This is a genomic window from Rhodococcus sp. ACS1, from assembly GCF_002300155.1.
In the GTDB taxonomy this organism is placed as follows: domain Bacteria; phylum Actinomycetota; class Actinomycetes; order Mycobacteriales; family Mycobacteriaceae; genus Rhodococcus_F; species Rhodococcus_F koreensis.
Map to the genome: position 1 here is coordinate 40,774 of NZ_NSDZ01000016.1, position 15,848 is coordinate 56,621.

12 protein-coding genes and 2 pseudogenes are annotated in these 15,848 nt (G+C 67.6%); 12 read left to right on the forward strand and 2 right to left on the reverse strand.

Going from position 1 to position 15,848, the window contains the following annotated elements:
* Positions 1-912 precede the first annotated feature (912 nt).
* The 10 genes and pseudogenes from CJ179_RS49765 to CJ179_RS49810 all read left to right on the forward strand — a co-directional run.
* Positions 913-2,991, forward strand: a complete 2,079-nt coding sequence (locus CJ179_RS49765) for an FtsK/SpoIIIE domain-containing protein (RefSeq protein ID WP_095866424.1) — start codon at positions 913-915, stop codon at positions 2,989-2,991.
* A 33-nt stretch (positions 2,992-3,024) separates the two neighbouring features.
* A complete protein-coding gene (locus CJ179_RS49770; protein ID WP_095866425.1) occupies positions 3,025-3,237 on the forward strand; it encodes a hypothetical protein in 213 nt (70 codons plus the stop codon).
* Positions 3,238-3,288: 51 nt separating this feature from the next.
* On the forward strand, positions 3,289-3,630 hold the full coding sequence (locus CJ179_RS49775; protein ID WP_095866426.1) for a hypothetical protein: 342 nt from the start codon (positions 3,289-3,291) through the stop codon (positions 3,628-3,630).
* Between the two features lie 5 nt (positions 3,631-3,635).
* Positions 3,636-4,958, forward strand: a complete 1,323-nt coding sequence (locus CJ179_RS49780; RefSeq protein WP_095866440.1) for a chromosome partitioning protein ParA — start codon at positions 3,636-3,638, stop codon at positions 4,956-4,958.
* An 80-nt stretch (positions 4,959-5,038) separates the two neighbouring features.
* A complete protein-coding gene (locus CJ179_RS49785) occupies positions 5,039-6,397 on the forward strand; it encodes a hypothetical protein (RefSeq protein ID WP_095866427.1) in 1,359 nt (452 codons plus the stop codon).
* Between the two features lie 20 nt (positions 6,398-6,417).
* Complete coding sequence (locus CJ179_RS49790; protein WP_306454283.1) at positions 6,418-7,143, forward strand: hypothetical protein; 726 nt, start codon at positions 6,418-6,420, stop codon at positions 7,141-7,143.
* A 70-nt stretch (positions 7,144-7,213) separates the two neighbouring features.
* The gene (locus CJ179_RS49795; RefSeq protein WP_095866428.1) at positions 7,214-7,744 is read left to right on the forward strand and encodes a hypothetical protein; all 531 of its coding nucleotides are present in this window, start codon (positions 7,214-7,216) and stop codon (positions 7,742-7,744) included.
* Positions 7,745-7,764: 20 nt separating this feature from the next.
* Positions 7,765-9,285 (forward strand): annotated as a pseudogene (locus CJ179_RS49800) (ATP-dependent DNA helicase RecQ); the annotation flags it as partial.
* A 510-nt stretch (positions 9,286-9,795) separates the two neighbouring features.
* The gene (locus CJ179_RS49805; RefSeq protein WP_095866430.1) at positions 9,796-10,143 is read left to right on the forward strand and encodes a YidH family protein; all 348 of its coding nucleotides are present in this window, start codon (positions 9,796-9,798) and stop codon (positions 10,141-10,143) included.
* 377 nt (positions 10,144-10,520) lie between these two features.
* Positions 10,521-11,351, forward strand: a pseudogene (locus tag CJ179_RS49810) (PucR family transcriptional regulator); the annotation flags it as partial.
* A 406-nt stretch (positions 11,352-11,757) separates the two neighbouring features.
* Here CJ179_RS49810 and CJ179_RS49815 read toward each other — a convergent pair.
* Positions 11,758-13,353, reverse strand: coding sequence for an alkaline phosphatase family protein (locus CJ179_RS49815; protein ID WP_095866431.1), 1,596 nt, complete (start codon positions 13,351-13,353; stop codon positions 11,758-11,760).
* 489 nt (positions 13,354-13,842) lie between these two features.
* Here CJ179_RS49815 and CJ179_RS53650 point away from each other — a divergent pair, with 489 nt between their 5' ends.
* The gene (locus CJ179_RS53650) at positions 13,843-14,175 is read left to right on the forward strand and encodes a histidine phosphatase family protein (protein ID WP_257016432.1); all 333 of its coding nucleotides are present in this window, start codon (positions 13,843-13,845) and stop codon (positions 14,173-14,175) included.
* Complete coding sequence (locus CJ179_RS53655) at positions 14,087-14,491, forward strand: histidine phosphatase family protein (RefSeq protein WP_257016433.1); 405 nt, start codon at positions 14,087-14,089, stop codon at positions 14,489-14,491. The genes CJ179_RS53650 and CJ179_RS53655 overlap by 89 nt, the downstream gene beginning before the upstream one ends.
* 62 nt (positions 14,492-14,553) lie before the next feature.
* On the opposite strand, the gene CJ179_RS49830 is transcribed toward CJ179_RS53655, so the two are convergent.
* Positions 14,554-15,141 carry a Clp protease N-terminal domain-containing protein gene (locus CJ179_RS49830; protein WP_095866432.1) on the reverse strand — a complete coding sequence of 196 codons (588 nt, stop codon included), beginning with the start codon at positions 15,139-15,141 and terminating at the stop codon, positions 14,554-14,556.
* Between the last annotated feature and the right edge of the window lie 707 nt (positions 15,142-15,848).

Sequence of the window (15,848 nt, forward strand, 5' to 3'; positions counted from 1 at the left end):
GCCCGCGGCGTGCACGGTGAAACACCCCGGTGACGGCGAAGCTCTAGGGGTGCCCTCGCAGGGGTCTTCCGTGGTGCATCGACACACGCTGCGCAGGGGTCTTGTCCGACTGTCCGTTCGGACTTCGGAAAAGGGGCTGCGCCACAAGCGCTGACGAGGTGGGGGAGACCCGGTCCGGCAGCGCGGCGTGAGCCAGGCCCGGACGGGGTTCAGAGACAGGGGATCAGCGAGCGATGCGAAGGCCTGGCTCAGAGGAGTGCAATCAGGCGGTGCTACAGGGGGTGCTTCGGACCGCTCCGAAAGAGGGGCGAAAACGCCCTCCCCTTCGGGGTCACTCCCCCCGGCCCTTCGGGCCTAGGGGGGAGTGTACCTATGGAAATCCCGCCGCGCCAACCCATTTCAGAGAGTGCAGCTCAGAGGCTGTGCGAGACGGCCGGAAGGGGCACAGGGAGCGGGGTCGATCAGCGGCTCGATGACGGCGCGCAGCGGCCGGCGCGGCAGCCCCCAGTGGACGCCGTTTCGGGCCACTGCGCACCACCCGTGAGAGTGGTTTCCGCACCCTCGTTCGGACGCTTCGCTGACGGTCCGCGCGAGCCGTCTCGGAGGGTCCGCCACGCCCCTCGAAAAGGGGGTCGTCGGCACCGTCCCCAGAGGTCTCCGAGACCACCTCCGCATGGCCTCTTCGAGGTGCCGGACACAGGCTCCGGCGTGGATGCCTCAGAGCCCCCGACACATCCAGCGCGCGCACCGCAACGACCCTCCACAACGGTGCCGCAGCCAGGCCCTCCGAACGGGCACAAAAAAGTTATCCACAGGGCTGGTTGAGCGAAACCGTGCAGTCCTGCCAAGGTGCACATCCACAACGCCCGACCACACAGGCACCGGGCTCGACACGACGAGAGGAGCGAGGCGATGGCACAGCGAGATCCGCTGAAGGACTTCCTCGTCGAGCTGTTCGGTCCGGGCCCGGGCAGTCGCAACGCTCGCGCTGAGCAGGCGGCCGCGGCGAAGCCTGCCGTCGCCCCCTACCGGACCTTCGCCCCCATTCCGGTAGCCGCTGCCGGCCTCGCCTTCTACTCACCCGAATTGGCGGAGACCACCGTCGTCGAGACAGTCAACGGGATGGGCGAGATCCTCGCCGCACTCCACGAGCACACGCTGCCGCTAGCACTCCTCGGCGCGGCCTGGTCCGCAGTCGACATCGCCCGGTTCCGGGGCCACCGTCAGCGCGTGATGCTCGAGGCTCAGATCCGCCAGACCACCCGGCACCTACCGGTGAAAGTGAGCGTGCCGTTCCCTCCCGGCATCGGCGCGTTGCGGACCGCGAAGATCAAGCTGCCGCGCGGTGCGATCATCCGCCCGAAGGAGATGGACGAATTCACCGCCGCAGTCCGCGGCTCGGCTGGGTCGCGCACCGGGAAGTACACCTACACCGTCCGCCACGACGCGCACCGCGACCGGATCCTGATTACCCGCAAGCTGACCGAGGCGGACACCCGCTCGGCGCGTCACAAGGCACTCGAACTGGCACTCAAAGACGGCCCGCTCAAAGACCCGGTCGTCACCGTCGACACCCGCGACGAGAACGGTGTCGAGACCGGCTACATGATCACCTTCACCCGCTCGCTCAACAGCGGGGCACGCGGCTTCCAGGCCAAGGTCGAGGAAGCACTCGCCTCCCTCGCCGGTGACCACGAGTCGGGCCGTACCTGGGCCACCCAGTGGACCCCGTCCGAAGGGTTCTTGGTGATGCGACTGCGGGCGCCGCTGCCCACCCGTGTCGACCACCCGCTCGAGTTGGTCGACGAGAACCTGCGCCACCTGCCGTACGCGACCGGGGCCGGCAACCTGAGTCTGTACTGGGATGTCTCGACGAAGTCGAACAAACCGCACGCGTTGATCGTCGGCCCGACCGGTGGCGGCAAGACCTCCGTGATTCGCACCCTGCTCACCGAGGCGGCTCGCCGCGGTATCCCGTTCGTCGGTGTCGATCCGAAGATGATCGAACTCGACGGTCTCGAGGGCTACCCCGGGTGTGCTGCGATCGTCTACGACTTTGTCCGCGCGGCGATGCTGGTGCGCGCACTGCACGCGGAGATGATGGCCCGTAACCGGTACGTGCACGTGAAGAAGATCGAACCGTCCCAGCTGCCGCTGATGATCGCGGTGCTCGACGAGTTCTTCATCCTCTCCGGGAAGTGGCAGGCGCTAGCCAAGACGGGTGACGACGAAACCCGTGCACTGCTCAAAGAACTCGATCCGCTCGGCGCGTGGGCGGACCTTGCTGTCCTCGCCCGTTCGGCCGGCATCCGCCTGCTGCTCGGGGTGCAACGCCCGGACGCCTCGCTGTTTGGTGGCGCCTCCGGCAACGCCCGTGACAACTTCGGCACCCGCATGAGCCTCGGTCACCTCTCCCAGGACGGTGCGCTGATGATGTGGGGCGACTCCACGGTTGGCCGCGAGGTCGACACCTCCGTCCCCGGCCGAGGCGTGGTCACCTCCCTCGACGGATCCCCGGTGGATGCGCAGATGTGGTGGACCCCGAACGTCGACCCGCACCCGAATAAATGGAACCAGCTCTCGGAGGCAGAAAAGGCGATCGTGCGAGGACTGACCCCAGTCGAGCCCCCGACGTTGCAGTTCTACTCGAAGGAACTGCGCGATTTCGTCGAATCCGAACGAGTTCTGGCACAGCGGGCGCGCGAGCGCGGGGATGTTCTCGAGCCGGTCGTGCTCGGTGACAGCCCTGCTGACGCGATCCCGGCCTCGGCCGTCACCGAGGGGATGGTCATCCTCCTCGTCGACGACCAGGGCAACGAGGTTCCGGTGACCGTCGACACGGTCACCGTCATCCGCGACAAGGACACCGGTGACGTCCTCGAAACGACGCTGTCGATCGGCACCGGCGGGCGACTGAAAACCAACGTCCACTACGGCCCCACCGATGTGGTGTTCCTTCCCGAACCCGACCAGATCCTCACGACCGTCTGACACGCCCACAGAGCCTCAACGAAAGGAATCGCTATGACCGACAAGACCGACGCCCAGGACATCTGCACAGTCCTCGACACAGTCCTCGGCCTCCCACGCCACGACAAAGCATCCGACACCCACCGGTATGCCCCCGGCGGTGCCTTCACCGCAGCAGTGCCAGGGATTTCCGTGGCCGGCGCAGCGGCCCTCGCCGGGGGCACGATCGGCGGCCTTCTCGGGCCGATCACCGCCCCCCGCCTCTGAACCTCACCCACCCGATTTTCATCGCACCACCCACACCAGGAGGACCCAGTCATGAGCCGCCGCATCTCCCAGTCCATCACCCCCACCACCGAGGACGTCACGATCCTGCGGGAGCCGTTCGCGACGAAGGGCGGAAACGACCCTGTGATCACCGAACTGCGCAGGGTTCTCAAGGACGCGGTGCCGACCTGGCTGCCCAAGCTCTCCGACGACCAGGAGCTCACCCGCTCCCGGCTCGACGAGTTCAAGGCCGCGGTCACGTTGCGCCGCCAGATCATCGAGGTGCTCCCGGACGGTCAGGCCCGCACCGACGCGCTCGCCGCACTCGACAACGCCGACAAGACCGTGGCCGAGATGGACTCCGAGCTGTCCGTCGGCGCATTCGGAGGGTGACCCCGGTGAACGCATTCACTGTCGAGATCCTCTCGGATACCACCGCGCGTATCGCGGGGACCGACGAGGAGATCGTCGCCACCGACGGGAAGCCGATCCACAACCGCATCTACGAGTACAGCCAGGCGCGTGCGGTGGAAGCGGGCGGCCCGGTGGAGGTCGCGGTGCAGCGTTCGGGACGTTCCACCCAGATCACGGTCGGACCCGACGGCACCGCGTCGCGGTCCGCCCCGACCGGCCCCATCGAACCGGTGGTGCCCACCGCGCCGGCCACCCCGGAACCGTATGAGGGCGCCGTTCCCGAGCCGGTCAGTGTCACGGTCGAGCCCATCGGCCACTCGGCTCGCCGGGCCCCCGACGAGGGCCGCCCGCGCGGCCCCGCAGCCAGCACGCCCCGCCGGGCGGGGTCGGCGCTGGTGGCGCCTGAGGTCACCCCGGGTGCCGGGGAACCCGCGCGTCTGGGGATGCGCGGCCGGCTCAACGCGGTCCTCGGTCTCAGCCTTGCTCCGAAGGCACAGTCGGCCGAGATGCGGCTGCGCGCATCCGAAGCGACGATCATCAGCCCGATTCCCGACTTCTCGGTCGTGACCGTGGCCAACTGCAAGGGCGGGGTCGGCAAGACCCCGTTTGCGGTGGCCCTGGCCCAGATGCTGGCGACCGTGCGCGGCGGCAGCACGGTCGCGTGCGCGGATCTCGCCGAGATCGGTGGCAGTCTCGCCGATCGGGTCGGTGTTCCTCCCGCCGAGGGGCGCGACGTGGTCGGACTGCTGGCCGCCCACCCCGATACCGCGGCCGCGATCCGGCCGTCGGCACTTTCGCGGTACATGACCCGCCAGCCGTCCGGTGAAGACATCGTCGCCGGCCGCCGAGGCGCGGAGTCGGGACTGAGCTACGACGACGCCGCGAAACTGGCCGACATCCTCGCCCAGCACCGCGACATCCTCGTCGCCGACACCGGCAACAACCCCCTCGCCGGCAGCTGGCAGTGGGCGATCTCGGCCGCCGACGTGCTCGTTATCCCGGCCCCGCTGCGCTTCGACGCCGCCTCGTCCGCCGAACGGTTGCTGCTGCACCTGTCCGCCACGGGCAGCGACGTTCTTGGCCGCACGGTCGTCGTCATCACCGACGGTCCGGGCGACGCGCCGATCGTCGAACACGACGCCGTCGAGGCGTTCTGCGAATACGCAGTGCCGGTGTTGCGGATGCCCTTCGAGCCGTTGTTCGCCTCCGGTGAACGCATCGTCCCCGCCAGACTCCGCCCCGCCACCACGACGTCGTTGACCGTGATCGCCGCGACCGTCGTCGAACTGATGACCGCCGCGCGCTGATCCGGCCACCCTCGCACCCGCCCGCCCAGGTCTCTCTCCGCCCCCGACTCTCCCGTCACCCAGGAAAGGCAGCAACCGAGATGAGCACTCCCGATAACCGCGCCGCACGCCGACAGATCGGCCGGCACCGTAAGCACACCGCCCCGATCGGAGCCACCGCGGCGGTCGTGGCCGCCTGCATCGCCGCGGGTCTGTCCCTCGCCCCCTCGGCGAACGCTGCACCCGGTCAGGCCGGAATCACCGACAACGGCGGTCAGGCCGGGGTGACCAACGAGGGCGGCCAGGCCGGCGTCAACACCCCCACCCCCGAGCCCGCCGCGCCCGCGCAGGAAGCCGACAACGGCGGTGGCACGACCGAGGATTGGGACACCTACATCCCGATCCCGGTGGAGTACCAGAACGCTCCGACCCGTTCGGTGCCCACCTACAACGAGCCCACCTACTACTACGCCCCGGCGCCGTCGGCAGAGTCCGACGAGCAGGTGGTCCCGGAGGCGTACCGGGCACCGGAACCTGCACCCGAGCCGGGCAAGCCCGTCGCCCCGATCCAGGCGGCCCCCGACACCTACCGCTTCGGCGCACTCAGCGGCCCGCGGCCCGACTGGCTCCCCCGGGAGGAGGCGGACAAGCTCAACAACACCTCGTCCATTCTCGAAGCTCAGGGTGCGACGTTCTTCAACTCGCTCGGCATCGAGACGACCCGCTCGGACCGGATCGCCGCAGGCGCCGCCGCCGGTGTCGCCCTCGGTGCGGTAACCGGTGCGGTCGTCGCCGGTGTGCCCGCCGCAACTCTCGGTGCCGCCGGTGGCGCGGTCATCGGCACGGTCGCGGGAGCATCGATCATGGGACCGGTCGGCGCGATTACGGTGCCCATCGTCGGCGCGGTTCCCGGCGCGGTCGCCGGCGGCGCCGCCGGTGCGGGTATCGGTGCTGCAAGTGGCGCCGCAGCCGTCGGGCTCCCGGCTGCTGTTGCCGGTGCCGCAGTCGGTGCCGCTATCGGTGGTGCCATCGGCGCCGCATACGGCGCCGGCGAGAACATGGGCGAGGCACCCGAACCCGCCCCGGCACCGGCCCCCGAGGCCCCGGCAGTCGAGTCCGCCCCGGCGCCCGCTCCCGAGCCCGCCCCGGTGATCGACCTGGAGCCGGCGGCCGCGTTCGTCGAGCAGAACACCCAGGCCGCAGCACAGTTCGCCGACACCGCCACCGCCAGCTCCACCGGCAGCGCAGTCCTCGAGCAGGCCACCGACTGGGCGGACCAGGCCGCCCCGGCCGCCACCCCGGCCGTCGACCAGGTCCAGGACGCCGGGGCACAGGCCGCCTCCTGGGTGGCCGAACAGCCCGGCGGCAACCAGCTCCTCGAGGCCGGTGCCGACCTGCGCACCGCCATGCCGACCGAGGTCAACACGCTCCTGTCGACCTTCGAGAACGCCGCAGCCTAACCAGGAAAGGGGTGGTGGCCGTGAACCGGCCGAGCATCACACCGCGCAAGTCGACCCGGCATCCGGCAGTGATCGACACTCTCGGGGCCGCACCCACCACCACGGCGACGCCGGGCCGACGCAGCACGACCGCGTCGCCCGGCGGCCGCGCCGACCTGACCGCACCAGCGCAGCACCCGACCCCACCGAAACGAGCACGCAAGGTGGCCCTTCGGGGCGGCAAGAAAACCGCCGTCGCCGCCGCGGTGGCCATCGCCGCGGCCGGTGCCGTCGGCTGGAGCGTGCTGCAGCCCGACGAGTCCGCAACAACCACTCCCGCTGCCCCGTCGGCGGCCGCACTCGACGAGCTGGTCACTCCCGCCCCCACGCAGGCGACCGAGGCCGCACAGAGCCCCACAGCCGCCAGTGACGTCGGCGACGAGTGCCGCACCGACCGCGGAGACCAGAAGAGCGGGGAAGGGGTGATCGCCGCGTTCGAGCACGCCTACTACGTGACCCGATCCGGGCAGGCCGCCCGCGCCCTCGCCGCACCGGACTCGCCGCTCCCGGCACCGGAGAAGATCCAGGCCGGCATCGACACCGTCCCGATCGGAACCAACTACTGCCTGCGCACCATCACCATCTCCGGCGGCCACTACTCGGTGGTCCTCTCCGAGATGCGCCCCGGTCAACCAGCGACCCAGTTCACCCAGACCATCACCACCAAACAGATCGACGGCCGCTGGTTCGTCGACGTCATCACCTAAACACCGTCACACGCAACGAGGCGGCCGGCCACGTGCCGGCCGCCTTCGCGATCCCGGAGAGGACCAACAGATGAGCGTGCACCGCATCCGCAGATCCGCAGCCGCCACCGCCACCGCCGTGGCCGTGGGCGCGTTGGCTGCGCTGACCGCGTGCGGCGGCGACGACGGCCGCGCCGCGGCCAGTGTGTCCGCATCTCAAAGCGGCACCGTCGTCACCGATTCCAGCGACGACCTCGGCAGCATCATCATCGGCTGGGGAGAACAGCACTCCGACAACGAGATCACCACACCCAAACCCGAAGACGTCACCGCCCGATGCTTCGGCAACGGAGACGACCTGGCCGTCGAGATCAGCGCCCCCCACGGCTGGATCATCAAGACCTCACACCCGTCGCAGGTGCTGACCGTCGAGAACACCGACCAGGGCCTCTCCGGCGACATCGACACCACGAACAAGTACCTCGACAGCCTGAGATCGGTGGACTGGTCGCAGCCCGACCAACTCGACATCGCCGCCACCGCCGCGGCCCCGCAGGACTGGAACTCCCCCTACGGCACCGGCCGGGTCTACCTGTCCGTGCACATCGACTGCACCCAATAACGCCCCCGCCAGAACCCAGAATGACGAGGAAACAAGTGGATGACCAGCAAGAACGACACGTCCCCACCCTGGCTCCGCCGGTGAATCTTCGCGATCACGCGGAAGAGCTGCTGCGCGACATTGCAGGACCGCATGCGGCATTGCATCAAGACCAATGGACAGCTATCGAAGCGCTCGTCGTGCACCGCAAACGTGCCCTGGTGGTGCAGCGGACAGGGTGGGGGAAGTCTGCGGTGTATTTCGTGGCCGCGAGGCTACTGCGATCGCGAAAGATGGGCCCAACGGTGATCGTGTCACCGTTGCTGGCTTTGATGCGAAACCAAGTCGGAGCAGCGCAGCGTGGGGGAGTGCTCGCGGCGACGATCAATTCCGACAACTTCAGCGAGTGGGAGAGCATCCGCGCCGATATAGCCGCCGATCGGGTCGATGTGCTGTTGATCAGCCCCGAGCGCCTGATCAATCCACGCTTCCGTGAGGAGGTGTTGCCAGTCCTCGCCGCGACTGCGGGCCTGGTCGTCATCGACGAGGCGCACTGTGTCTCGGACTGGGGGCACGACTTCCGGCCCTCGTACAGGGCCATCGCCGGCCTCCTCGCTCAGCTGCCGGACGGCATTCCAGTCCTAGCGACCACCGCCACGGCCAACGACCGGGTGATTGCCGACGTTGCCGCGCAGCTCGGCGTCGGAGCCAGCGGCAGCAACGACGGCGCGATCGTCCTGCGGGGCGGTTTGGACCGGCCCTCGCTGCACCTGTCCGTAACTCACCTCGACGATCACGTCGACCGCGGCATCTGGCTGGCAGATCGGCTCGGTGACCTGCCGGGCTCGGGCATCATCTACGCCCTGACAATCGACGCGGCCCGAGAACTGGAGACCGCACTCTCGGAGCGCGGACACAGTGTGTGCGTCTACACCGGGAGAACCGACGCCGACAAGCGCGTCACGCTCGAAGCGGATCTTCTGGCCAACAGAGTGAAAGCACTTGTCGCGACATCCGCATTGGGCATGGGCTTCGACAAGCCCGACCTCGGGTTTGTCGTCCATGTGGGCGCACCAGCGTCACCGATCTCGTACTACCAGCAGATCGGCCGCGCCGGCCGCGCCACGGACCGAGCGGAGGTGATCCTGCTTCCGGGCCGAGAGGACCAGGAAATCTGGGACTACTTCGGATCCCTCGCATTCCCCCGCGAAGAGGTTGTCCGGCGACTACTCGACACACTCGACAAGAAGAAACCCCACACGATCAAGGCACTAGCGGAGAAAACCGAACTTCATCGCCGGAGGACGGAGATGGTCCTGCGCGTCCTCGAGATAGACGGCGTAGTGCGGCGAGTACGCGGCGGGTGGATCGACACTGGAGCACGGTGGACCTACGACCGGGAACGCTACGAGGGACTCGAGGACGCTCGGAACGCCGAGCAACAGGCCATGATCGACTACCAGCACACCGATAGCTGCCGCATGGCTTTCCTTCGCCGACAACTCGACGACCCAGACCTCGACGACAACACAGAATGCGGACGGTGCGACACCTGCGCGGGGAGAGGCGCGAGGAATCAGCCGATCCCGCCTGCAGCGGAATTCCGGGACGTCCGATAACTGAGTCTGTTTCGCCAGGTAGAGACGGATCGGAACAGGCACGCCGCGAGAACCTATAGCCCATATGGGCAGCTATGCCCCATATGGGCTTTCGGGCGCGCCAACGCGACGCCCGAGCTCTCATCCCAGCCGATCCGCCCCGGTCACCGATCGTGGTCAAACTCCTCGCCACCGCCGCCCGGACCGGACTCGAACGAACCCGTCGTAACCGCCCGGGACCAGCACCGTAGCTGTGTTCGCAGCGGAGGAACGGGGCGGGCGCCTTGTGGTGCGTGGTGGGCGAAGACACCGAGACGCGGTGTGCCGGACGATGGAGAGGCAGGTGGTCCCCGCAGGCCGACCCGTCGGAGCCGTGCCCACGTCGACTCACCGAGCCGTCTGCCGGACGCGGACTGCACTGGTACACGATCGGTGGGCGTGTCGCGACGCTGCGCCCGAGAGCGGGGAGGCCGCATGAGCCGTAACATCTTCGGACCCACCCAGCCGAACACCGGGAGCACCGCCCGCGACCACCTCGCGAACGAGCGAACCTATCTCGCCTGGCACCGCACCGGGATCAGCGTCGCCGCACTCGGTGTGGCGGTCGCCAAATTCGCACCGCACCGCGGCGACCACGCCGTGGCCGCCGGCTTCATCCTGCTCGCCGCGGGCCTGCTGGTCTCGGTCTACGGCACGGTCCGCTATCGGGTCATCAGCCGGCAGCTCGAATCCGGGCAATTCGCACCGGCCACTTTCACCGCTGTCGTCATCTCGAGCATCGTCACCCTGCTCGCGGTCGTCGCGGCGGTGGTTCTCCTCTGACCGAGGGGAACGGCGTCCGTCTGCACAGATCGCGGGTCCGTTACCTCGGGGTTGTCCCCGCGCCCGCAGTATTCGATCTGAGCGATACAGGCTTCCGGCTGAAAATGCTGGAACCGCTTGATGATTCGGTCGGACACCTCCAAGTGGTCCGGCGTGACCCCGCAGACGACTCATTCCTGGTCGGATCCGACCCCCGCTCCGACGGGCTGACACAACTGAACGGAAGCTGAGTTGATACAACGCCAGAGCGTGGCACTCTGGGCGATGACAGCGGTCTCCTTCGGCACCGGGTCCTAGACGCAGCGACTTGCCTCGGCATGGACGGCGTATTCGATGCCAATATGACCGGGAACGTCATCCTCGTCGTGGAGGCATTCTCGCGGCACCTGTTCGAGTACGTCGACCACGTGATCGGCCGTGTCATCGCCGACGCACAGCGCGAGCGCGAGGAGGTCCTCGGCGGTGCGCTCGCACGCCGCACCGAGACCGTCCGACTGATCCTCGACGGTGCCCCGATCGACAGCCGCCGCGCCGGCGAACGCCTCGGATACGAACTCGCCCGACGCCACACCGCGCTCGTGCTGTGGGCCCAACCACCCGGCGAGGTCCAGGGCGCACTGGAGTCCGCCGCCACCATCCTCGCCCGAGCCGCCGGTGCACGCCCTCCACTGACCCTGCCCGCCGGCACCTCGACACTATGGGCCTGGCTCGGCACCGACTCCGACCCCGCACCCGACGCCCTACGCGACGCGGTCAGCCGGGCGCAACCCAATGTCCGCGTCGCGGGCGGCCCCACCCAACCCGGCGTCACCGGCTTCCGCCGCTCACACGACGCGGCGCTGACCATCCAGCGGCTGCTCGGCGGGCACCCGAACGGCGCACGCCTGGCGCTCTACCGCGACCTCGAAGTCACCGCGCTGGCAGCGCAAAACCCAGACCGCGCCGCCGAATTCGTCGCCACAACGTTGGGCCCGCTCGCCGCGGACACACCCAGCGCAGCGCGGCTCCGGGAGACCGTGCGGGTGTTCCTCGACGAAGCCGACAACGCACCCCGCGCCGCGATCCGCCTGCACACCCACCGCAACACCGTCCTGCAACGCATCGCGCGGGCAACCGAACTCCTCGGCCACCGCCCCGGCGAACGCCGGCTGGCGCTCGAACTCGCACTCGAACTCGCCCACCACATCGGGCCTCGGGTCCTCACCTGAACCTGACGAACAACTCAGGAACCCGATGATCACCGCAACCGCCCGAGTGAGCAGCCGTCGGTGCAGGTCGTCGAGCTCGTCATCGCGTCCACCGATCTCGGGGAAACGATGTGTTCGCGATCCCACTGGTACGTTCCGGCGGGCGACCAAAGTCGCTGATACTCAATCACGTCTTGAATTTGTCCGACATGTGTTCTCGCGACGCCCCGGTCAACCCACAGTCGATCGCCCCTGGTCGGTTCAAAACAGTTTGTCGAAAACCGATGGTTATGCGACAACCGCTACGAACTGCGGAAATCGGCGCGAAGATCGGTTGCAGCGGGCGCGCATCGCCCGAGATCACCGACAGCCTCGACCGCTTCCAGTCGGGACGGCGCCGGTCAACGAGCGCCCGTCCCGGGTGGGTTCAGCTGGTGACCGGGGTGCTCGGGCTGGAAGCGTTCGGGGCGAGCTTGGGGAAGAACATTGCCATGGAGTTCTGCAGAACCTCGATGACATGTTCCGCCGGGATCTCGGCGTCCGGATCGTCGGGGACGCCTTCGATCGTGAGCCCGTGCTCGTGTGCGTAACCGCGCAACCCGTCGAGGAAGTTCTTGCCGAGCACCGAGACGACCGTTCCGAGGGCGAGGGCATCCATCGTGAACTTGGGGACCGGGCGCGGTGTGGGATCCGGCCACGTGTTCGGGTCGCGCGGCGTGTCGAGGGTGAACGCATGGGAGAAGGTGCGGGCCGCCGCATCTCGTTGCGTGAATGGGTCACCGAGTTTCCATTGCTCGCGCAGCGTGGCGATGAGTGAGGTGTGGCGGTGCTCCTCGTTGAACACCTCGCCTTCCGCCACCCACGGCGACACGATGATGGCGGGGACCCGATAGCCGGAACGGTCGAACGTGAATCCGTGCTGGCCGGCCGGCGCCGATGGATCGGGCGGCGGTACCGCGGGGGGCGGGACGTGGTCGTAGGTACCGCCTGGTTCGTCCCAGCCGATGAGCAAGGTCGTGTTCCAGACGTTCGCGCCCGTCGGGGACTGCATGTTCTTGTAGACGTCGTAGATCCGCGACAGGAACGCTTCGCCGCCCAGGATCGACGATGGCGGATCGAAGCTGGGGATCGCGATGCCGTGTCCCATGGCTCGCCCGCAGGCCGGGTGGTAGTCGGCGTGGCCCAGGGTGAGGCAGGGCTCGATGAAGGCGAAGTCCGGCAGGGTCCCGTTGGCGGCGTCGCTCTCGAATTCGCTGAACGGCACGATGTTCGTGGCGGCGCGGTCCTTCAGGCGTTGGAAATGGGCCAAGGCGGTCCCCGAGAGCCGTTGTGGTTCGGCGACGTAGATCTTCCAGGTCTTGCGGTGATCGTCGAGCCGGTTGAAGATCGTCTCGGCGGTGTTGTCGAGGGCGAAGTTCTTCACCGGCGCGTTCACACTGAACCCCGACGAGGTCGCCGCCGTCCAGAACGAACGGTTCGGCAGCGTCTGGGACGGCACCTCGCAGAACCAGTGATCGAACACACCGAAGGCCCGTGCCAGTCCGTTCAACACGGGGATCTGCTCAGGCGTGTAGCCCGTCATGATCTGCGCGTACTCCTCGTACGTCGGCTGCCGGCCCTCCTCGGCGGTGAAGCAGCTGATGTAGGACGTGACGTAGCCGTCCATCGTCGGGGTCTGCCCGGGCTCGGGTGCGTTGAACGGCGCGGTGATGTCGTCGCCGAGCTTGAAGCGGTTGTGCTCGTTTTGGATGTTGAACAGCTGGGTGTTGGTGTGCGGGTATTCCTCCCCGGAGTCGGGGTTGGGCAGGTCCATGTCCGTGGCGACGGTGTACGGCACGACCTTGCGCTCGGCGCCGTGCTCGGCCCAGTCGGGGATCGGGTTGGACAGGTCCTTGCCGATCACACCGTCGAAGATCTTGCCGTCCTCGGGGCCATAAAGGTGGCCGAGCACGTTGTCCAACGATCGGTTCTCGAACAAGACCACGATCATGTGATCCATTGCATTCGCACGAGTCTCAGACATGAGGATTCCTCTGCGTCTGTCGAGATTTCTGGAGACGGTCTCTTGCGGACCGTACTCCAGGATCCGGCCCGTCGGTACCGTTCGCCCCGAACGGTGTGCCGATGCCCCTGGCCGCGACGGGCGATCAGGACGCCCTGACACCACGGACCAGGGTCTTCCCTACCGGTCGATGTGCTGACATAGCTCGCCAACGGCGGCAACCGTGTCGTCGGTAGGGGGGATCGATCCAAACCGGACCATCGTCGCGCTTGCGCGGCAGCAGCATGCGTTGTCCCTGTGAGGGCCACTGCACGAAGTCGTAGCCAGCGAGGTCTGACTGAACGGTATCGGCCACCCAGACCGCGGCCTCCCCGAAGAGATCTCCGCGCTCCGCGTCTTCGACGTGATCGCGTGGATGGACGGCAAGAACCGCCGCCTCGAAGAGTGCTCTGACCTGGAAAGATGGCACGTCCCGGTGTCCTTGCGTGAGTGGGGTTTATGGTGCCGTTCATGCATGAGCTGTTTGTCGTGACGCATCCGCATGCTGAGCACACCGAGCGTGATCTGGTGGGCGGCTGGTTCGACTCGCGGCTGACACCGCGGGGACGTCGTGATGCCGGATTGGTCGCGCAGGAGCTGCGTCGTCGCCGCGAGGAGATGGGCCGGCCGCTGCGGATTACGACGTCTGATCTCGCACGCGCCGCGGAGACTGCGCGAATCCTCGCCGACGCACTTGGTGCTGAGGTCACGGCGGATGCGAGGTTGCGGGAGATCAGTTTCGGGGAGGCTGAGGGGCGACCGAACGCGTGGTTGTCCCGGTCGGCAGATTCCGGCACCGGATGACGATCGGCTCGATCACCGGGGACCGGTCCCGGGCGCGGAGACTCGACGCGAGGTCGCGACGCGGGTGCAAGCGTGTGTGCGGGAGTTGATGGCGGACCGCGATCACGACCACGTCGTCGTCACCCACGGCTATGCGCAGACGTTTGTCGTCACTACGTGGCTGCAGGTTCCGACGGAGGCAGTCGGGTTCGCGTCGTTCGCGACCAGGCCCGGGGCGATTACCCATTTGCGGCACGACGATTACTGGCGCAACAGGGCGGTGGTCGCTCTCGCGGATACCTCTCACCTGGAGGGTGGGCTGCAGGATCCGCATTGAAAGACCATCTGAACTGGTCTTATGACACGTCCCGGATGATTCGTCGTAGGCGGTTGAACCTGCTATTCGGGTTGTTCGAGGGCGTCGGTGATGCGGTCGTGGATCCAGGTTTCGAGGTTCTGGCCGGCGGTGCGGGCGGCAGCGTGGGCGCGGGTGTATTCGTCGTCGCTGAGCCGGATGGGGATGCGGTGGGCGGGGCCGGGAGTGGGCTGCTGGGCCAATTCGCGCCTGAGGTGCTCACGCATCTCGCCGATGCTGAGGGTTACAAGGTCGGTGAGGATTTGAGCGCCGGTGGAGGCAGGGTCGTCGAGCAGTGCCAGGAGGAGATGGTCGGTGCCAATCTCCTCGTGCCCGAGCAGTGCCGTCTGGCGCAGGCTGCCCTCGAGGACCTTCTTCGTCTTCGGCGTGAATGGGATGTGCCCCGCGGCCGGGGCGGATCCCGCCGGTGAGCTGGCACCCGCGAGCTTGCTCTCGAGTGCCGGCGCGGTGACGCCCCATAAGGTCAGCGCTGCCGCTCCGGGGCCGCCGGCGTCAAAGATCCCGACCAGCAGGTGTTCGGTGCCGACGGAGTTCTGGTGGTGGGTGCGGGCGGCTCCGGCAGCGAGGACGACCACTTGACGGGCTTGATCGGAGAATCTCTCGAACACCATGACGCGCTCCCTCCCCATGCGTCGCCGCGAGCGACGCGAATCCGCTGCTGAATCTCTGCTGCCCATTCTGGGCGGTGTGTAGGTGGTTATGGGTGGGATCGATGCGACATCGGCACCCGTGGGCGTAATGGTGCTGTGACCTGGTGTGATGACATGTCCCCGGTTTGTGATGTGGGGGCGCCGGCGACCTGTTCGGGGGGTGCCGGCGCCGGGGTGTCGGCGGGCGCGCGGGTGTCTGTTCCGTCCGGTTTTGAGCTGTTTTTTGAAAGATGCTGATTGACAACATGTTTCGGTAATCAATTGGTGAATAGGACTTTACGTGTTTTGTGCACAAATGTCAGCTTGTAAGGTTCGTAATCTGTTGTGGATCAACATTTTTGGCTGTTTTTAGATTTTGATTGTGTTGGGTTGCATGGGGGGTGGGTGGTATGCTGTGGATATGACATTGAGTGGCGCGGGAAGGCGAGTGGGCGGCGAGTCGGGCGCACCCACCCGATTCCCCAGCCTCGTTGGGGTGTGGGGGACCGAATCGAACGGGGCGATTAAAGGCGCAGGTGAGAACCTAATTTCGGAAACTCAGAGGAGCGAAGCGACTCGATCGACGGCAACGGGAATCGACCCACTGCGAGCCGCGCAGCGGCTCCCTGGCGGGGAGCGAAGCGACTCGCCCCGCCTCCCGGCGCGGAGCGCCGGGAGCAGCGCCGCGG